Annotated in this window: 21 protein-coding genes and 1 pseudogene; 3 read left to right on the forward strand and 19 right to left on the reverse strand. The window is 39.0% G+C overall.

Features of this window, described 5'->3' with window-relative positions; all coding sequences use genetic code 11:
• Window positions 1-129: 129 nt before the first annotated feature.
• The 10 genes and pseudogenes from ACZ9EE_RS30845 to ACZ9EE_RS30890 form a co-directional block, all read right to left on the reverse strand.
• Complete coding sequence (locus tag ACZ9EE_RS30845; protein ID WP_476032404.1) at window positions 130-1,023, reverse strand: alkaline phosphatase family protein; 894 nt, start codon at window positions 1,021-1,023, stop codon at window positions 130-132.
• Between the two features lie 219 nt (window positions 1,024-1,242).
• Window positions 1,243-1,998 (reverse strand): SDR family oxidoreductase, encoded by a 756-nt coding sequence (locus ACZ9EE_RS30850; RefSeq protein WP_476033164.1) that lies wholly within the window; start codon window positions 1,996-1,998, stop codon window positions 1,243-1,245.
• Between the two features lie 8 nt (window positions 1,999-2,006).
• On the reverse strand, window positions 2,007-3,176 hold the full coding sequence (locus ACZ9EE_RS30855) for a DUF4317 domain-containing protein (protein WP_476032405.1): 1,170 nt from the start codon (window positions 3,174-3,176) through the stop codon (window positions 2,007-2,009).
• A gap of 139 nt (window positions 3,177-3,315) precedes the next feature.
• A complete protein-coding gene (locus ACZ9EE_RS30860; RefSeq protein WP_476032406.1) occupies window positions 3,316-4,260 on the reverse strand; it encodes a metal ABC transporter substrate-binding protein in 945 nt (314 codons plus the stop codon).
• 398 nt (window positions 4,261-4,658) lie between these two features.
• Entirely contained in the window at window positions 4,659-5,243 is a 585-nt protein-coding gene (locus ACZ9EE_RS30865; protein ID WP_476032407.1) for a general stress protein, read from the reverse strand.
• 163 nt (window positions 5,244-5,406) lie between these two features.
• Window positions 5,407-5,562: a YjcZ family sporulation protein gene (locus tag ACZ9EE_RS30870; RefSeq protein ID WP_476032408.1), complete on the reverse strand. Its 156-nt coding sequence runs from the start codon at window positions 5,560-5,562 to the stop codon at window positions 5,407-5,409.
• A gap of 31 nt (window positions 5,563-5,593) precedes the next feature.
• Window positions 5,594-5,707 carry a YjcZ family sporulation protein gene (locus ACZ9EE_RS30875; RefSeq protein ID WP_215042535.1) on the reverse strand — a complete coding sequence of 38 codons (114 nt, stop codon included), beginning with the start codon at window positions 5,705-5,707 and terminating at the stop codon, window positions 5,594-5,596.
• 291 nt (window positions 5,708-5,998) lie between these two features.
• Window positions 5,999-6,625: pseudogene (locus tag ACZ9EE_RS30880) on the reverse strand (SdpI family protein).
• Window positions 6,622-6,900, reverse strand: coding sequence for an autorepressor SdpR family transcription factor (locus tag ACZ9EE_RS30885; protein ID WP_476032409.1), 279 nt, complete (start codon window positions 6,898-6,900; stop codon window positions 6,622-6,624). The pseudogene ACZ9EE_RS30880 and the gene ACZ9EE_RS30885 overlap by 4 nt, the downstream one beginning before the upstream one ends.
• Before the next feature lie 226 nt (window positions 6,901-7,126).
• Window positions 7,127-7,306 (reverse strand): hypothetical protein, encoded by a 180-nt coding sequence (locus ACZ9EE_RS30890; RefSeq protein ID WP_476032410.1) that lies wholly within the window; start codon window positions 7,304-7,306, stop codon window positions 7,127-7,129.
• 369 nt (window positions 7,307-7,675) lie between these two features.
• Here ACZ9EE_RS30890 and ACZ9EE_RS30895 point away from each other — a divergent pair, with 369 nt between their 5' ends.
• On the forward strand, window positions 7,676-7,915 hold the full coding sequence (locus ACZ9EE_RS30895; protein WP_476032411.1) for an HPr family phosphocarrier protein: 240 nt from the start codon (window positions 7,676-7,678) through the stop codon (window positions 7,913-7,915).
• Between the two features lie 138 nt (window positions 7,916-8,053).
• Here the strand turns inward: ACZ9EE_RS30895 and ACZ9EE_RS30900 are convergent, their stop codons facing one another.
• On the reverse strand, window positions 8,054-8,884 hold the full coding sequence (locus ACZ9EE_RS30900; RefSeq protein ID WP_476032412.1) for a DUF4405 domain-containing protein: 831 nt from the start codon (window positions 8,882-8,884) through the stop codon (window positions 8,054-8,056).
• A 238-nt stretch (window positions 8,885-9,122) separates the two neighbouring features.
• Here ACZ9EE_RS30900 and ACZ9EE_RS30905 point away from each other — a divergent pair, with 238 nt between their 5' ends.
• Both ACZ9EE_RS30905 and ACZ9EE_RS30910 read left to right on the forward strand, forming a co-directional pair.
• A complete protein-coding gene (locus ACZ9EE_RS30905) occupies window positions 9,123-10,079 on the forward strand; it encodes a patatin-like phospholipase family protein (RefSeq protein ID WP_476032413.1) in 957 nt (318 codons plus the stop codon).
• Between the two features lie 233 nt (window positions 10,080-10,312).
• Window positions 10,313-10,726, forward strand: a complete 414-nt coding sequence (locus tag ACZ9EE_RS30910) for a hypothetical protein (protein ID WP_476032414.1) — start codon at window positions 10,313-10,315, stop codon at window positions 10,724-10,726.
• Window positions 10,727-10,921: 195 nt separating this feature from the next.
• Here the strand turns inward: ACZ9EE_RS30910 and ACZ9EE_RS30915 are convergent, their stop codons facing one another.
• The 8 genes from ACZ9EE_RS30915 to ACZ9EE_RS30950 all read right to left on the reverse strand — a co-directional run bounded on the left by ACZ9EE_RS30915 (window position 10,922) and on the right by ACZ9EE_RS30950 (window position 17,953).
• Window positions 10,922-11,242 (reverse strand): antibiotic biosynthesis monooxygenase family protein, encoded by a 321-nt coding sequence (locus tag ACZ9EE_RS30915; protein WP_476032415.1) that lies wholly within the window; start codon window positions 11,240-11,242, stop codon window positions 10,922-10,924.
• A gap of 45 nt (window positions 11,243-11,287) precedes the next feature.
• Window positions 11,288-11,659, reverse strand: a complete 372-nt coding sequence (locus ACZ9EE_RS30920) for a hypothetical protein (RefSeq protein ID WP_476032416.1) — start codon at window positions 11,657-11,659, stop codon at window positions 11,288-11,290.
• Between the two features lie 205 nt (window positions 11,660-11,864).
• Complete coding sequence (gene sstT, locus ACZ9EE_RS30925; protein WP_476032417.1) at window positions 11,865-13,103, reverse strand: serine/threonine transporter SstT; 1,239 nt, start codon at window positions 13,101-13,103, stop codon at window positions 11,865-11,867.
• Between the two features lie 451 nt (window positions 13,104-13,554).
• Window positions 13,555-15,060, reverse strand: coding sequence for an alpha-galactosidase (melA, locus tag ACZ9EE_RS30930; protein WP_476032418.1), 1,506 nt, complete (start codon window positions 15,058-15,060; stop codon window positions 13,555-13,557).
• A gap of 127 nt (window positions 15,061-15,187) precedes the next feature.
• Window positions 15,188-15,535, reverse strand: a complete 348-nt coding sequence (locus tag ACZ9EE_RS30935; protein ID WP_476032420.1) for a helix-turn-helix transcriptional regulator — start codon at window positions 15,533-15,535, stop codon at window positions 15,188-15,190.
• Window positions 15,536-15,576: 41 nt separating this feature from the next.
• Window positions 15,577-16,086, reverse strand: coding sequence for a cupin domain-containing protein (locus ACZ9EE_RS30940; RefSeq protein ID WP_476032421.1), 510 nt, complete (start codon window positions 16,084-16,086; stop codon window positions 15,577-15,579).
• Window positions 16,087-16,121: 35 nt separating this feature from the next.
• Complete coding sequence (locus tag ACZ9EE_RS30945) at window positions 16,122-16,952, reverse strand: carbohydrate ABC transporter permease (RefSeq protein ID WP_476032423.1); 831 nt, start codon at window positions 16,950-16,952, stop codon at window positions 16,122-16,124.
• A complete protein-coding gene (locus ACZ9EE_RS30950; protein WP_476032424.1) occupies window positions 16,952-17,953 on the reverse strand; it encodes a carbohydrate ABC transporter permease in 1,002 nt (333 codons plus the stop codon). Before ACZ9EE_RS30950 ends, ACZ9EE_RS30945 begins: the two co-directional genes overlap by 1 nt.
• Between the last annotated feature and the right edge of the window lie 2 nt (window positions 17,954-17,955).

Raw genomic sequence — 17,955 nt, forward strand, 5'->3', positions numbered from 1 at the left:
TATATGAAAGGATTTATTTCTTTAGTCAAGTATTACCTAACAATTTAATATTTTATGGCAGCGGAGTTACGAAGGAGTTAAAATTTTTTCTTAAGGCTGAGCCTTTCTTCATAATGTCTGTTATTAGACTCACTGCCAAATACTCTCGATGGGTTCACTAGTTTTTGCCTTGCCTGCATGAGATAACCCGTAAATATCTTCTATAGTTCTTAATAAATTATAGTGATTAACATTTTCATTGTATACTCCTGGTTTTACCATTGGTCCCACAAAGAAGGTTGGTATAACATTTTTCTCTGATCCTTCATCTTCGTCCCATGTAACGATCAAAAGGCTATTATGTGTGTTTGCCCATTGCACATACGGATCAATGTTGTCTTTTAACCATTGATCTGCATCCTGGATAGTACCGTCATGCATATCATAGTCAAGATTTGGGATGACAAATGAGACGGTTGGTAAGGTAGAAAAATCCTTCGGAAAATTTTTAAATGGTTGATTAGACTCTTTAGGTACATTAGTGAAGTTTGTCCAAGGGTTGTGCTTCCGGGCATACCCGTTTCCAGCTGACTCCTTATCATAGCCGACAGAAGGCAGTCCCTCTGAATACCCCTTAAATGAGTAATTCTTCTCGATTAGCTCACTCGCTAAGTTATCGGCAGAGAATTTAGATCTTGGCATTTTATCATTCGTTACCCCTTGATTGGACCCTGAAAACAAAGCCAAGTAATTGGGCTGGCTAGGATGCTGGATCGCGTGATAATTGGTAAAATTAGCACCCTGCTTCATTAAGGAATTCATATAAGGCGCGGATGAGTTATTGGCAATCTGACTTTTAGAATGGTTTTCCTCAACCACAATTAAAATATGATCAATTTTCGGAAAGCTCGCTTTTTCTTCCTCTTTATGTACGGTTTTATCTTGAGTAGTTTCCTTCTTGTGCTCATTTTGATTACAAGCCGTCAATAACAGCATGATCCCAACACATAAAAGCTTCCAGTTCTTCCACAATGATTTCTGCATCTCCTTTCAGTTCTAAAAATGAAAATTACCCGTGGCCCCTCTTATCTATATTCTACTATATCACCAGGCTGGCAATCCAAAACCTGCAAACTGATCAATATTATCTTTCAAATCTTAATCTGACCTAATGTTCATACAGTATTTAAGTAAAAAAAGCTGTCCCAATGACCATTTTGATCATTGATACAGCTTTTTTTCCTTCCGTTTCACTGACTTGTTCTACCCTCGAATAAATCCACCTTCTGAATTTATAACTTGACCAGTTATCCATTTTGCTTCATCACTAGCAAGAAAAGCGATAATCCGCGCGACATCTTCTGGTAATCCAATACGTCCCATTGGAAATTTAGGCAGCAGTTGCTCTCTTATTTCATCCGTCATCCAAGTTGAATCTGTTGGTCCCGGATTTACAGCATTAACCGTAATTCCTAATGGTGCAAGTTCTTGTGAAATCGACCTGGTAAACGCTGAAATAGCACCCTTAGTTGCCGCATAGGCCAGCTCCCCAGGCATTGGTCCTAAATCTTGTCCTGATGTTAAATTAATGATTCTACCTGTCTCTAAATCCGATTTTTCAAACCGGCGGGCAAATTCCACAGATAGCAGAAAAGTGGATCTCATATTTACCGCATAATGTTCATCAAGTGTTTTCGCATCGAAGCCTAAATACCCATCACTTTTTGAATGGGCCGCATTATTTACCAAGATGGAAGGAAAACCTAGTTTCGTTTCCACTGAATCAAGGATTTTAAAGGCAGCTTCAGCATTTGATAAATCCATTTTTAAGCTTTCACAACGGACTCCCATATTGGTAATCGTTTGTACGAATTCTTCAATCCAAGCAGTCTCAGAATTCCAATAAGTAAAGAAAATATGTAAACCTTGTGAAGCGAATTTCCTGCAAATGGCTGTACCAATATCTCGTGGACTGCTTGCTCCTGTGACGAGTGCAATTTTATTTTGAACTTGTCCCATAACACCCATTAGAGTTGCCTTGTCTCCAGTTTAAATCCTTCAACGATCACATCTTCATCGATTTCGATTAATAGGCACCGTTTTCCATTGTAAGTAATATATTGAATATTTTTCAATTCCTTCGGGCTAACCGATAGATCTGCCACCTTTGTATTAATCTTAATCGATTTTGGAAGGATATTAGTGGCTTTAATTTCATGTTTTTCATCGTCTACGACACTTTTAAAGGCATGTTCCACTTTGGCGGTATCGACATCCTCCACACCACTGATTTCTAAAATATGTTCAATATCCCGAGAATCCAACATCGGCGATTCACTTTCATCGCTTTCTTCATTTTCTTCATATTCCTGGACGATCTTATCGATTTCTTCATAGACATTTGAAATGACCCTGGAATCCACTTCGTCACCCATGACGATCTTTAAAATTTGTTCGAAGCTGTCCTTATCCTCCACCGCAGTAATAATTTCTTCGCAGTTGAGAACCTGCTCGATAAAGGAATCATCCGGTTGATTTACTTTTCCTCCATAATAGAGAATATGGTTCACATCGGCAGAATTTTCATTAAAGGCAGGAAAAAGAAAACCAGATAACGGAGCAGTTAAATTAATAATCGGATCAACGGCGTTATTTGATTTGAATTCTTTCTCGATGTAATCAAACAGCAAAGCTTTTTTAGGCTGATCGGTTTTATTAAGACTGCAGAGGATAAACTCGCTGGAATAAACCTCATCATCCCCGCCTTCCTCCGATTCTAAATTCCGTTTCTTAGTTGCCATTCGATATTCACCGCGGATAAACGTCACTACGGTATCAAATTCATAAACCGCATGAGCAAACATTTTTTCGACGATCCGCAGCATGCTTTCTTGCCACTCATCAGGTGAATCTGTCCGTAATCCCTCGAACAGGATGGTCTGTGTGCTGTCTTCCACATCACGTCTGAATTTCAGCTCAAACAGTTTGGCATCAAGATGACCTGATAAAACCTTTTTAAAGTTTGTTAAAAACAATTCCTGTGCTTCATGCTCTAACATTTGAAAGGGCTGGCTAATTTGGTGGTAGATCTCACCGGTTTCTTTTTTTACATACACATTAAAGATTTCTTGAATTTGCAATTGATAATTGTCTAGTTTAAATTGTTTTCGGATATTAGCGATATCTTTTTTGTTCATTAGTTTCAACTCCCATTTCTGATTATACTGTTCAGTTAAGAAAATAGTAATACTTGACATTTATTTTACTAACAGAAGAACTAAAAAGGCTATTCTAAAAGTCCCCTAGTACCTGACTTTTGAATAGCCTAATAGACAACTAATCTAACAATGCTAGTTTTAATGACTCTAGATTTTTTCTCATCACATCTACATAGTCTAAACCTTGTTTTTGTTCTTCCTTTGTTAATCCTTCTAAAGGATTTAACACTTCTGTTTTGGCCCCTATTTCATTAGCTAACGTTTCTGCTACTTTTGAAGAGGTGAGCTGTTCGAAATAAATAATCTTTACATTTTTCTTCTTTGTTAAATCTGTTAATTCAGCTAATTTTCCTAGTGTGGGCTCCACATCAGGTGATAATCCAGCAATCGGAATTTGAGTTAAGCCATATTGTTTGGCCAAATAGCCAAAAGCGGCATGCTGGGTAACAAATTCTTTATTCTTTGCTTTGTCCATGGTCGCTTTATATTCGCGGTCTAAATCAGCAAGCTGCGAATTTAAAGACACAGCGTTTTTTTGAAACTGGTCTTTATTTTTGGGATCTGCTTGTTCCAAAGCTTTAGCGATATTGTCTACCTCCCGTTGAGCTAACACAGGAGAAAGCCAGACATGAGGATCTTTACTAGCGGCATGTTCGGAATGATGACCGTCGTCTTCCTCTGAATCTAGTGCATTCATCAATTTTATTCCATTTGAAGCCTCAACAACGTTTAAATTGGAATCATTAATACTCTTCATTACCTTTTCGGTCCAGGTTTCAAAGTAACGGCTATTGTAGATAAACAAATCGGAATCTTGAATTTTGGCCATATCCTGTGCGGTTGGCTCCCAATCATGTGGTTCTACCCCATTTGGTATTAATAGTTCAACGTTTGCTGAACTGCCAGCTACCTTTTTAGCAAAATAATACATGGGATAAAAAGTAGTGACGATATGCAGTTTCTTGGAACCTGCACTCGTTTTTTCACTATTTGTTGAAGCTGCGTTGGAACAGCCACTTACCAACATTAGAAAAATTAGTAAAGGAATAATAAGTCTTTTCATGATCAATTTTTACCTCCATTGGTATCTATAATTAGGAATTATTACGATTTAAAGAGGATAATTATTTTGCATTGTTGAAGATAATAAGTGATTAACAAATCGTAATTGTTACGACTTAAATCTTATAACGATTATAATTTTATGTCAATCATGAAATTTTTATGAAATCGATTGAACTATAAGTGCCTGTTAATAGATTGAAATGAAAAAATTTTTTTGAAGCCCGAATGTTCGTAACCCTTCTAAGCCAGCCTACCTAAAACTTTACGTGCAAAAAGAAAAGCTGCCACAAGGACAGCTCTCTTTTACTACTATTATACATATTGATAAATTAAGAGATAGTATACTCCACTTCAATACTAGCCCGGTACTAACTAGCACCTTATCATATTCAATGATTAAAAACCTCTGTTGTTGTCCATCCGAGTGGTAACTGGATCATTGTAAGTGATCCCCGTATTAGTTGGATCATCTGATGTCAGGTTTCCATCTGGAAGATGCACGTTGGTACCTTCATTAAAATGACCATCACCTACAAGGTTTTCACGTCGTTTTACTACAACAAGGATTTTACCTTCTTTCACATAGCCTTCATAACGGTCTGCCTCTTCATCAGGAATACCCATTCCAATTAAAGCGCCTGCTAATCCGCCTGCTCCTGCCCCGACAGCTGCCCCTGTTAGGGTTGCGGCAATTGGTCCTGCTGCTAAGATCGGCCCGACACCTGGTATCGCAAGGGCCCCTACGCCCGCCAGTAGGCCGACAAGCCCGCCAAGCGCGCCGCCTGTTGCCGCTCCGGCCGCCAGACCTTCTTCCGTCTTCGTACCAGTGGCATCATTAATATCGTTTACTGTGTCTTTGTTTTTCCCGATTACCGAAATGTCCTCGGGTGCATAACCCTGCCTTTTTAGGTCTTCGACCGCCTGGATGGCCTCATTTTCAGTATCGTAAACTCCCACCAGGTTCTTTTCATGTTCATACATTGAAATTCCTCCTTTGGACGAGTAGTCCTTATTAACAATACCCGCAAGGAGGAGCAATGAAACATTTGTTTTTTCAACATGCAATAAAGCAGATAACTGAAAAAACGAAAAAGCCCTAGAGGGCTTTTTCTCATTTCAGCGAGATGAAGTTGATTGCTTTGAATTAATAAAAGACAGTTGCTCCAATGATGATTAACAAAATGAACAATACTACGATTAATGCAAAACCGCCGCCGTAACCAAATCCGCCGCCGCCGTAGCCGAAACCACCGCCTCCACAGCCGCCACCAAATCCGCCGAATCCTCCGTAACCGAACATAAGAAAATCCCCTTTCTATTGTTGTTTTTTATTAATAAAATCCTCCGCCGTAACCTCCGCCCATAAAGGACGCACCAATAATAATTAGAAGAATAAACAGTACAACCACTAAGGCGAATCCTCCGCCGTATCCTGCTCCATCCATATTAAAAACCTCCTTTGCAACTACTCCATACAATGTATGAATTAATTCAAAAGATGTAAGGGCTTTTCCAAATGTGTCTTATCGTGTTTTTTGTATGAGAATACAATGGTTTCACCAATTTTTACCCCCGGATATCCTTAAAATAACGATGGCCCATTTTTCGAAAAGTGGAATAAAGTCTGAAAGTGGGCACTTAACTTTGAGTTTAGCTTAATTAAGATCAGCAAAATCAATCTCGTCCGACTATTCTTTTCAGATGCAAAAAAAAACTCCCAGTTATGGGAGTTCACTTTATAGTTTGATAAAAAAATAGTAAGAGGAAACAACAATAAGGACTACGCAAATGATAATTACGGACAAAGCATAAGTTGATTGGATGGCAGCTGGTACAACGGGGGCCAATAACAGTAATAAACCTGTTATCACAAACACCTTTCCCCCAAACCGGTGCGTTTTTTTTCAAACATCTTCATTGGCTAAGGTCCATGGTGTTCGGATCCCAACGAAATAATTAGGCTTGAATTTGGGGCTTAAGTTGCCAATAAAGATAAATAATAATCCTATAAGTTGGGGAACCACGTATTTTGGATTGACGATTCCTAATCCGCTGGTAATTTGCACAATCTGAACTAAGAACAGAAATAATAAAATTCCATTCATAATTCGAAAATAGGGACCTTGAAAGCGTTGAAAATTACTTTTCTTTGGATCAATTTTAGGTAAGACACTCGTCAGAAGATACAAAACTATCATGATTCCAGGTAATAGAAATAAACCGAAGGATTTATGATCATAGTCATCTGGTACACCTTTAAAGTTCCAATGCACAGCGATTTGGTCTGGTAAATAAGGATAAGAAATAAACGTTACAATGATGCTCATTAGTAAGACAGCCAATCCAAACCCGTATTTTTTCATTTCAAATCCCCCTCTTCATCCTTTCTAAGAAAGTCCATAAACCACGTGACAACATCTTCAAACACAGTTGTATTGAGAGAATAGATAACTTGCTGGCCCTTTTTTTCCGAATCGACCAGATTCGCTTGCTTTAATAAATTCAAATGGTGAGAAATGCTTGGCTTGGTCATATTAAAATGGTCAGCAATTTCTCCTGCAGATAAGTCATTCTTTTTTAGTAAGTGAAGAATTTTCCTTCTGCTCGGATCGGACAATGCCTTAAAAGCATCATTCATGTTAAAGCCTCTTTTCCTGTTAAAAATCCCAGCCCTACTTGTTAGGTATTTAGATAATTTTCTAAATATATAATATTCCTAGTGTTACAAAAGGTCAATATTTTATCTTCAATATTTAGATGAATTTCTAAATATTTATTTCTGTTTTAGGATACTAAAAAATAATGGCATACGGATTACCGTATACCATTAAAGAGTAATTGTTCAGTTCTTGCCCAAAGCACTTTTACCCTGCATAGTTTTCATTTTCTTCAATAATCGCTACACCATGAATGGTTGCGTTTGTTTGTTGTGCTTGAATCTGATTCCTCGCGTCTTCCTTGCTTGCAGCATTTACATTCTTATAAAAAGTGACCCCACCTAACTCATATTCAACAGAGAACGTCTTTTGTTTGCTTTGATCCATCTTACATCCTTCTTCCTAAAGATACTTTGACGAACGTTAGCTTATTTCCGGTAAACCATAATCACGTTTATTTCATAACCGTCTTAATTATCTCCATTTCTCTTTTATTTATGTGGCCTCCGGATATGAACTACACCGATAAAAATTATCTTCTTAATAACATTTAAATGAAACCTTACATCTAATGGAGCTACTCTAATATGTTAGGAAGAAGACTTTAAATAGAACGTTTTTTCAATTGATTAAACCGGCAGGAAAAATCAATTCGTATGTAGAAAGTTTATAACATTAAGTTTTAAGGGGAGGTTTCAAAAATATAGCCAACATAATTGTTATTAGCTAAATAACATTCACGGGAGAAGACTGAACATGAGAGTGAAAGACATTACAGTTAAAAAAAACCTATCGGTAGATGAATTAATCAAGTTTATTGAAACGGCCAATAAATTTGAAAGCGATATAAAAATTAAAAGAGCGAATTTCACGGTCGATGCCAAAAGTATTATTGGTGTCCTTACCATCGTTAGAGCGGGAATTGAAGTGACCATCACGACGACAGGTGATGACGATGAAGAGGCATTGAAGGCAATTGTAAATTTATTGATATAAAAAGTACAGCCAACTCTAGGCGATTTCTATGATTGTATACAATCTTTCCAATAAAATAGCAGAGGATTCATTGATGAATCAGCTCTGCTATTTTTTTATTTGCAGGAAAATGACCGCTCTTATTAGAATTACAGTCCATTAGGATACTTTCGGATGTAAATGATTAGATCTCCGTCTTTTCCTTAAGATTCGCTTTTCTAGATAGTAAGTCGGAATAATAATCGCTGCCCAAATGGCAAAATAGTTAAGAACAACGAGGAACGGATTGCTGTTGCCACCATGTCCTTCTTTTCCGCCTCTTCCATCATGATCGAACTTTTCCCTTTGGAAATCTCCGTTAGGTGGATTTTGGCTGGTTGTACCACTGCCCACATTAGTGGTTGACTGGCCGCTTTGCTGGATTGGTTCCTTAGGGAAATCACCCACGCTTGGAGTTGCTGTTGAAGCAAACCACTGTATTCCACCAGCTAAAATCGCAAGAGATAGAACAACAGATGCAAGAACACCCTTTCTAAATTTTCCTTCCTTCGACTTAAACGCTCTTTTACAAATACTCATGATCCATTGCCAATGGACCCCGATGTGAAGTCCCACTAACGCAAGTGTAGCGTCAGCTGAGAGACCATGGATACCGCGTATCGAGTGTCCCCCTTGAATCGCAAGGCTTGGAAAAACAACCCTTGAAATGAGAATTCCAGTTATAATAACGGTTGCCATCGAAATTAATAGCAGGATATTTAGCATAAAACTAAATCGAGTTTTTTTAGGCAGCTTCGGGTCAACGATCTTTTTGGTTGTCGTTATCACCCAGCGAAAGTTTAATCCGATGTGGACTAGAATGGCTGCCCCGATGATCACACCCGCGATTTCATGAAAGGGTAACCCGTCTAATACTCTTGGATTCATTAGTAGCACAAACGTGATTGCCATCATTAAATCGAGTACAATCTTTGTATAATTTTTTTTCATATCAATTCCTCCATATAATAAGTCACCTGAACTGTTTCAAATTTTAGGGGGAAAAGCTTAAGAAAACCTTAACTAATCGTTAAAAATGGCTATTATTTCGTAAATAATATCGTTAATATCCCCGTTCCTTCATAAATAATAGGTCCAGGTGTGACTGTCTAGTTAAACAACCATACAACAGACACGAGACAGACATATACTGAATCATACTTTAAATCAGATTAAGGAGAAATCAGCTTTGACAAAATACCGGATCATGTCCTTTGATGGAGGCGGCACAGCTGGTGCTTTAAGTTTACAACTTTTAAACAGGCTGGCTAAACAGGCACCACAATTAATTAGTCGGACCCATGTTTTCTCGGGTACTTCAATCGGTTCATTCATTGCTCTTGCGTTAGCAAGTGGAAGATCCCCGAAGGAGACATTCAAGTATTTTAAGGAAAAAATCCTACCGGCATACAGCATTTCTCGACCAGGCGGACCTGTTTTTAACCAGCAATTACCCTATTCTGGTTTTATTAAAGCAGTACAAACATTTTTCCCACCAGACCTTCTTCTCAGAAACGTAAGAAAACGAATTGTTGTCCCTTCATTTCAATTATTCTCACCAGAGCTGAATCGTTGGAATCCTGTGTTATTCCACAACTTTCCTGGCTCTCCCTATTTAGATGAGAAAGCGAGTGATGTAATCCTACGGAGCAGCGCTGCTCCCGCCACACAACGAGCCTATCAAAACTATTTGGATGGGTATGTAGTAGCAAGTAACCCTAGTACAGCAGCAATTTCGTTTGCAGTAGGTAAAGCCAAACAGCCGATTGATCAAATTGCGGTATTATCCATTGGGACAGGTGAAACCCCGACTCAGTTAAGAAGAGATACGAGGGGATGGGGGATGGTGAGTTCCAATAACATACGCCCCGAAAATCTTGAGGATCTTCCTCCAAATTGGGGGGTTCTGTTCGACCCAGGACCCAATGAACCCTTACTCCCCTTTCTCTCGGTTGTCGGTAATGGAAGCAGTTTCTATGAATCCATGGTCAGTTCTCTATTACTAGAAGATCGGTTTTTTCGGTTAAATCCACGGATCCCTAACGTCTCCAAAAATGACCCTTCTATAGCACCCGCTCTCATTGAAATCGCTAACAGAACCAATTTACAACCTGCAGTTGAATTTATAGAGAAAAATTGGGACTAAATAAAAATAATCTGATTGCATTTTGGGTTTTATTACAAGCATTTGGATTTTTTATAAAAAGCAGCCAACCTGGCTGTTTTATTTATTTATTTATTCAGTTCTTCTACAATACAATAACTAATAATACCGTTGAAAATACTAAAGAACCCTCCTTTCTCTGGATAACTTGTCTAATCATCGTCAGAAAACTCGCATACATTATAGTAATATAAGGAAGGGAGAAATGTTTACCTATGCCAGAGAACGATAAAAAAGATTTAAAAGAAGAATCTTCTGATAATCACGATAAAGAAAAAATGGTTATTAATATCAATATTGAATACAATATAAATTTTGGAAATAAGGAAATTCATATTGAACAAAGAGCAGAAGGCGGTGGACAGATCAATAGGAATGTGGGTATGAATGCCAATCAAGGTGGGCAAAACGCCAAAAACCATAGTCATACCGCAAATAAACAATCACAATTTGCAGATGGAAATGGAAGAAGTGGAATTGCCGGGCAAAACAATGATGAATTAGGGGGACAGCAAGGAATAAAGGTAAGGGACAGCGAAGTGAAAAACAGCATTATCGCTTCAGCTTCTGAACATGTCGAAGAGTCTGATAATGAGGATTCGGAGATTAATAAGGATTATTCAGAATAGAAGTTTCATAAGAGGTGCTTTGGGAAGGGCTAATGACACCACCCTTCTTCAGAGGAGGGTGAAAATCAGTGAACGCTAAGTACATCCTAACCCGCCTAAAACGTATGGATAAAGAACTCTTGATGACGTGATATTCGCGGATTGGAGTCTTTTTTTATTTATTCCTAAAAAAGGAACCATTTGGCTCCTTCTCCTTTAATTAGCTGGTTTTTTGACTGCCTTTACTTCGTATTTCCCAACTTCTGTATTTAAAATATAGGCTGGTTTTGGCTTACCGAGGTTTGCTTTATGGTTTGCGATATGGGCATCACTCTTTTCCCATTGTTTCCAGTATTCCTCAGATTCCCAGCGAATCAGGACGACGACTTCTTCTTCCCCTTTTCGGACCTTTTTCTCCATGACCGTTAAATCAATAAATCCTTCCTGTTCTTCGATCATCCCTTTTCCACCAAACTGTTTGATCACTTGTTCGGCATTTCCTTCTGCCACGGTTACTTTTCTTAATTGAACGAACATAAATACATCCCCATTCTTTTTGGTAATAACGACAATGGACAAGAATTAGTCCATTTTTTTCTCACTGCTATCTAAAGATTCTGTATCAGGTATGGAAGACATTTCTTCTTCCGTATGATGAGGTTCTGTTTCCGCTGCTTCTACTTCGTGAAGTTCAAATAATTGCGCAAATTCGCTAATGACCATTTCAATCGCTTTTAATTCACCGATTAAGATGGGCTTAATGGATTCAAATTCCGGAGCATCGAGTTGACTCTTTAAAGTAGATCGTTTCAAGTTCATCACCTCTAAGAACGCAATGGCTCTACCTCGCCGGAACGTTTTTGCACCACGATGGTGATGATCATGGTCTTTTCTACGACGTTTCCCTCTAGGGTGGAAGTCTTGATTAGGATCCTGAAATTCATCGTTTTTCATAAAAGCAGCTCCCTTCGGTGTATACAATCGTATACACAAGTTATATTTATAATGTATACGATTGTATACATTAAGTCAAATGAAACTTCAAAAAATTTTAGGCGGTTTATAACTATCTATCCTGAGAATTAAAAAAGCTACCAAATTTGGCAGCTTCAACTCAATCTTATTTACTTTCCTCCATATGCATCGATAGTTTCCTTGATTAGGATACTTTTTTGATTTCTATTGCTTTACCTTCTTTACGCCATTTTTTAAATTCAGCGGTTGCGGTAAATAGGACATCAGTAGAAGAATTTAAGGCCGTTTCAAAAGAATCCTGTAACACACCAATGATAAAACCGACTCCGACTACTTGCATGGCAACATCGGCTGGAATGCCAAATAAGCTGCATGCCAATGGGATCAATAATAGTGAACCGCCAGCAACCCCTGAGGCACCACAAGCACATACAGCAGATAAGACGCTAAGGATGATCGCTGTTGGAATGTCTACATGGATGTCTAATGTATGAACCGCAGCAAGTGTCAGAACCGAAATCGTAACTGCTGCCCCGGCCATATTAATGGTTGCTCCTAATGGAATCGATACCGAATAAGAATCTTTATCCAATTGCAGGTCTTCACATAATCGCATATTGACTGGAATGTTGGCAGCCGAACTGCGGGTAAAGAAAGCGGTAATGGCACTTTCCTTTAAACATTTAAATACCAGTGGATATGGATTCTGACGGATGTTCACAAACACGATGATTGGATTGACTACAAGTGCAACAAAGAGCATACAGCCAATCAATACAGCTAGTAATTTACCATAACTTAATAAAGACCCGATTCCATTTGCGGTAACCGATTCGATGACCAGCCCCATAATACCAAATGGCGCGAATTTGATGACCCATGTCACCATTTTGGATACGGCATCTGAAAAGTTAGCAATCAACGTTTTTGTTGTATCGGAGGCATTTTTTAAGGCCATTCCAAGTAGGACTGCCCAAGCCAAAATACCGATATAATTGGCATTATAGATTGCTTTAACAGGGTTATCGACAACGTTCAACAATAATGATTTAAGAACTTCGACAACACCGCCAGGAGCCGTTACATCCTCCGCACCCTTTGCAAGGGAGATACTGACAGGAAAGATAAAACTGACAATCACGGCAATTAATCCCGCTAAAAAGGTTCCTAAAAGATACAGGATGATAATCGATTTCATGTTGGTTTGATGCCCCTTTTTGTGTTGCGCGATCGCTGACATAACCAAGAAGAGTACGAGTACGGGTGCGATTGCTTTAAGGGCACCTACAAATAATGAACCAAGGATGGTAATGGGTTTTGCTGTTTCAGGAATGGTTACGGCTAGAATGATACCGATAATCAAACCGATAATAATTTGCTTAACTAAACTAATTTGATTCCATTTTTTGATAACATTGTTCAATGATGGTTCCCCCTAATAGTAGTAAAATTTTCATCAGTCCGTTGCCGATTTATCTATGTATATCGGCCTGCTTCACTGGTGTGTTCTTACCTGATGAAACAGAAATCTGAACAATTAAATGTAATTATGACATGAATGTTCGGATTTTGTGAATATGTTAAACTTCTTTTTTTACTATTATAATGAATATATATTTATATTACAATATTATTGTTGAATTCGTTATTTTGGATTATATAAGGTAAATAGTAAAATACGAACGTTCGGAAATAAATTCAATTCGTTTGATAGGGGGGTTACTCGGTATGGGGATTGGACTGATTGGTAAGGAAAACCACCTTTGTTTGTAACTCGGGAGGTGGATTCTGTTTGATAGGAGATTTTAGTCAATTAAAAAGCAAGAGGATGAACAGGAAATCCTGTACCATTCTCTTGCTTGTTTTTTGCATTTTTACTTAACAGCTGTAGGACGTTCCTTGGCTTTGTCGGATTCACCAGCAACCCGGTTGGCTGCTTCTCTGTCTTGGGCCATTTCCTCGACGGTCTTCACACGAAGTCTTGCCGCACCTTGGTTCTGCTTAGTCGGAATAAGATTTCCTGAGGCAAGCCTTGCTTTTGCTTTTTCAATAGCCTCTTTATATTGCGGAAGCCATTTTTCCTGAGCGACTAGCATTTCATCTGTTAGCTGCCAAATTTCCTTTGGATTACAAACCGCACCAACAAGCGGATCCATCATCATCGCTTGACGCAGGAGCATGTCATCCCCATTAACAGCTGCTTCCACGGCAAGCCGCTGAACGGAAATACTTACATTACAAACGGCTGCACAACCCATTGGCAGGTCACCCACCCTTGGGATGCTAATTCCGTTTCCATCAACATATCCTGGGGCCTCGATAATCGCATCATCAGGCAGATTCGAAATGACTCCGTTATTCACAACATTGAAATGTCCCCGATAGACTCTGCCCGTTTCTAATCCTTCGACAATATAAGAGCCATGTTCTTCACTGCGATTCTCTTGTTTATATTCAAGAGCCGGATCTTTCATCCAGTTCGGAAAGTCTGTTTCAAACCAGTTTCTACTCTCGGTACAGACTCGTAAATACCCTCCTGTTTCCCCGTTAATCCACACACCAAGGTCGATCCATTCGGCAATTTCTTCTGGACGTTTCCGGTACCACGGTAAATATTCGCTTAAATGCCCATTAGACTCGGTGCTGTAATACCCAAATCGACGAAGCATATCAATTCGAACCTTTTCGCTTTGACTGTAATCGGGATGGTTTTCAAAACCTTCCAGTAACTTACCGGTCAGATCCTCCCCGTTGTGTTTCACTTGAACATACCAGGTTTGATGGTTAATCCCGGCACAAACAATATCCACTTCTTCTTTGGTTAACCCAAGCACATCAGCTATTTGTTTATGGCCATGCTGGACACCATGGCAAAGTCCAATCGTCCTCACTCCGCCATATTTATTGCAAGCCCATGTCATCATGGCCATGGGATTAGCATAGTTCAAGAGCAGGCAATCTGGTTCTGCTACCTCGCGAATATCTTTACAAATGGTTAGCATTTCGGCGATTCCACGCTGGCCATACATGATCCCGCCTGCACAAAGCGTATCGCCAACACATTGATCAATCCCATATTTTAATGGAATATCCACATCGGTTTGAAAGGCCTCTAGTCCGCCAATTCTTACGACGGAAAAAATGTACCTTGCATCTCTTAAGGCTTCGCGCCGATTAAGGGTAGAGTGAATTTGGATTTCCAACCCGTTTTCATTAATATCACGCTGACATAGCTCGGTAACCATCTGCAAATTACGCTCATTGATATCCGTGAAAGCCACTTCGATCTGGTTAAATTCTGGTACAGCAAGCAGATCCCGTAACAGCCCTCTTGTAAAACCAATACTCCCTGCTCCAATAAACGCTACTTTAAATGACATCGGCTAACTCTCCTTTAATGATAGATTTATAGAAATTTTAACAGTTTCATAGGTGTAAACGTTACCAAAATCGTAACTTCCTTTGAAAGCGGATTTATAAAATCCTTACTTATCTGAACAAACGGACTTATACTCTTTCCCATGAAGCGAATTCCTTTTTTCGCATCGCCGCTTTTCGATATTCAACCGGGGTCTGGTGCGCATATTTTTTAAAAAGAGAACTGAAATACTGCCTGCTGTTAATCCCGATGTAATCCGATATTTCAATTAAAGGGATGTCCGTTTCCGATAATAGCATTTTAGCTTTTTCCATTCTGACAGAGGTAAGGTATTCCATCACGGTTAAGCCGGTATGATTTTTAAAAATTCTATGTAGATAACCTGGATGAAGATTCACATCTGCCGCGATATCCTTCATCTGGATATCACAATCATAATTCTCATGAATATAAGTAAGCACTTGTTTGACATACACATTAGCTTGCTGCTGCGGTTCATTTGCCCTTGTTTCATCCGCTAATCTTGCAATCCAATTAGCAGTTGGGAGAGCAGAAGATGCACCATTAATAGATTCTCTTTGCCCCTTTCATCCATCTCCAATACTAGGTTTTTTAAGACAAAATAAACCTCATTTGGATCCTTTAAGAGAAGATAAGGCGCATTCATTTTCAATAGACGAGCAAAGGCCTGGTCCTCTTCCGCAAAGTCTTTGATTGATGGGAAAAACCCTTTTCGTTCATGAAAACGAAATTCAATGTTTAGCATCCGGCAAGGGCTTCCCTTCTCTACTACCAGGCGATGGGTCACTTCAGCATCGATAATGATGAATTCCCCTTTTTTCATAGAAAGTGACTCTCCCTCAATTTCGACACAACCATGGCCCTCAATGACATACATAATTTCGACCTGATTATGAGCATGAAATGGCATGTTATAGTTATCCCATTGTTTATAATAATAGGCAACAACCTCTGGAAGAAACTCCCCTCGTGTCAACGCGCTCTCGTATAGACTGCTTGTCTTCATTTCGGCCTCCTCTTGGTCAAAAATCTTATAGTCAATTATTTGCCAGCACCCATCGTAATTCCTTTAACAAAATGCTTTTGCATAAAAATGAACAATAGTAAGATCGGTAAGGAGGACAAGATAATTCCAGCAAAACCAGTGTTAAAATCAGTACTGAAGGCAGAAAATAATTGCGATTGCATAACGGTTAAAGTTTTCATATTGTTTTCCGATAAAAACAACAGCGGCATGAGGTAATCGTTCCAGATTTGTAAGGATAAAATGATCGTTAGGGCAGCCGCTACTGGTTTTAACATCGGCAGGACAATCAGCCAGAAGGTTCGCAGCACTGAACAACCATCAATCGCCGCCGCTTCCTCCACCTCTTTAGGGATCGTCTTCATAAATCCAGTCGTAACAAAGACAGCAAATGGTAGATTTGTAGCCACATAAAGAAAAATAACTCCAGCAAAATTATTCATAAAGCCTAAATTACTGCCTAACGTAAACATCGGCACAAAGATGACTTGGTAGGGGATAAGAATCCCTGCTAAGAAAAAAACATAGGCAGAGTTAAAGAATTTCGTTGCTCCCCTGGCAATCGCATAAGCAGCCATACTGCTCAAAAGGATAATCAAGACAACGGAACAAATCGTCAAAAGGGCTGTGTTGCCAAGGCTTTGCCAGAAGTTTAACGCTTCTAACGCTTTTGAAAAATTTCCCCACTCAATATGGTTAGGCAATGAAAGTGGAAAAGATTTAGACGTTTCCTGTTGGGATTTTAAGGCGTACAGGAATACAATCAAGGATGGAATTAAATAGACGATCGCCACAATGGAAATAAATACTTGCAAAAGAATGGAACCGAACCGGTATTTACCAGCCATTATAATTCCACCTCTCTTTTTCTTAGTACTTTCAATTGAATAAAGGCAAAGACTAATAAGACGATAAGGAAGATCACCGACATCGCAGAAGCATAACTTGCTCTTTGGGAGGTAAAGGCACTGTTAAAAATATACATGACCAGTGATTGTGAAGAGTCACCTGGTCCGCCATTTGTGGAGGCCACAATTAACTCAAATACTTTCAAACTGCCCGTTGCAATCCCAATCGTACAGATGGTGATAGATGGCCCTAACATGGGAATGGTAATGTGATAAAACTTTTGCCACCAATTTCCCCCATCAACTGTCGAAGCTTCGTATAATTCTTTCGGAATCGCCTGCAGTCCAGCTAAATAAATTAACATCCAATAACCAATCCATTGCCAGTTATTCGCAATCAATAATCCACTTAGCACGCTATCAGGACTTGAAAATAATGAGAAGTTAAGACTGGTTCCAAGGATATCATTCAAACTTGGTAAGATATCACCATACATTTTGGTCCAAATTTGGCCGACTAAAATCGGACTTAATAAGACCGGAGAAAAGATAATCACCCGGTAGAGATTTTTGGCTTTAATGCTGCTATCTAAAATTACGGCAAAGAGCAGAGCAGCGACATTTTGAATCATCGTGTTAAAAATCATAAACAGGAAGGTAAATTTAAAAGCTTTCATAAAGATATCATCTTTAAAAATTTCTACATAGTTGGCTAACCCGACCCAGCTTTTAGTCAGGCTGATTCCATCCCAATCGGTAAAAGAATTATAGATTCCCATCCCGAGTGGAATAATCATCCCAATGATAAAGACGACTAACGGGGGCATCAATAACAAGAAATATCCTTTATTTTTAAACCGTGTTTTTCTAGTAGCCCGCTTTGTCTGAATCTTTTCGTTTGTTAATAGTTGCGGCTGTGGATCTCCTTGACTAATATTCACGAGAACACCTCCGAAGGCTTCATTTAATGAATGGAAAAGAGAAATTAATCCCTTTTCCATTT

This window comes from Bacillus sp. URHA0034 (assembly GCF_056280405.1).

What these genes read in the sequence shown, in the direction of transcription:
- ACZ9EE_RS30845 (WP_476032404.1), bottom strand. Translation starts at nt 1,023, where the DNA reads ATGCAGAAATCATTGTGGAAGAACTGGAAGCTTTTATGTGTTGGGATC.
- ACZ9EE_RS30850 (WP_476033164.1), bottom strand. Translation starts at nt 1,998, where the DNA reads ATGGGACAAGTTCAAAATAAAATTGCACTCGTCACAGGAGCAAGCAGT.
- ACZ9EE_RS30855 (WP_476032405.1), bottom strand. Translation starts at nt 3,176, where the DNA reads ATGAACAAAAAAGATATCGCTAATATCCGAAAACAATTTAAACTAGAC.
- ACZ9EE_RS30860 (WP_476032406.1), bottom strand. Translation starts at nt 4,260, where the DNA reads ATGAAAAGACTTATTATTCCTTTACTAATTTTTCTAATGTTGGTAAGT.
- ACZ9EE_RS30865 (WP_476032407.1), bottom strand. Translation starts at nt 5,243, where the DNA reads ATGTATGAACATGAAAAGAACCTGGTGGGAGTTTACGATACTGAAAAT.
- ACZ9EE_RS30870 (WP_476032408.1), bottom strand. Translation starts at nt 5,562, where the DNA reads ATGTTCGGTTACGGAGGATTCGGCGGATTTGGTGGCGGCTGTGGAGGC.
- ACZ9EE_RS30875 (WP_215042535.1), bottom strand. Translation starts at nt 5,707, where the DNA reads ATGGATGGAGCAGGATACGGCGGAGGATTCGCCTTAGTGGTTGTACTG.
- ACZ9EE_RS30885 (WP_476032409.1), bottom strand. Translation starts at nt 6,900, where the DNA reads ATGAATGATGCTTTTAAGGCATTGTCCGATCCGAGCAGAAGGAAAATT.
- ACZ9EE_RS30890 (WP_476032410.1), bottom strand. Translation starts at nt 7,306, where the DNA reads ATGGATCAAAGCAAACAAAAGACGTTCTCTGTTGAATATGAGTTAGGT.
- ACZ9EE_RS30895 (WP_476032411.1), top strand. Translation starts at nt 7,676, where the DNA reads ATGAGAGTGAAAGACATTACAGTTAAAAAAAACCTATCGGTAGATGAA.
- ACZ9EE_RS30900 (WP_476032412.1), bottom strand. Translation starts at nt 8,884, where the DNA reads ATGAAAAAAAATTATACAAAGATTGTACTCGATTTAATGATGGCAATC.
- ACZ9EE_RS30910 (WP_476032414.1), top strand. Translation starts at nt 10,313, where the DNA reads ATGCCAGAGAACGATAAAAAAGATTTAAAAGAAGAATCTTCTGATAAT.
- ACZ9EE_RS30915 (WP_476032415.1), bottom strand. Translation starts at nt 11,242, where the DNA reads ATGTTCGTTCAATTAAGAAAAGTAACCGTGGCAGAAGGAAATGCCGAA.
- ACZ9EE_RS30920 (WP_476032416.1), bottom strand. Translation starts at nt 11,659, where the DNA reads ATGAAAAACGATGAATTTCAGGATCCTAATCAAGACTTCCACCCTAGA.
- melA (WP_476032418.1), bottom strand. Translation starts at nt 15,060, where the DNA reads ATGTCATTTAAAGTAGCGTTTATTGGAGCAGGGAGTATTGGTTTTACA.
- ACZ9EE_RS30940 (WP_476032421.1), bottom strand. Translation starts at nt 16,086, where the DNA reads ATGAAGACAAGCAGTCTATACGAGAGCGCGTTGACACGAGGGGAGTTT.
- ACZ9EE_RS30945 (WP_476032423.1), bottom strand. Translation starts at nt 16,952, where the DNA reads ATGGCTGGTAAATACCGGTTCGGTTCCATTCTTTTGCAAGTATTTATT.
- ACZ9EE_RS30950 (WP_476032424.1), bottom strand. Translation starts at nt 17,953, where the DNA reads ATGGAAAAGGGATTAATTTCTCTTTTCCATTCATTAAATGAAGCCTTC.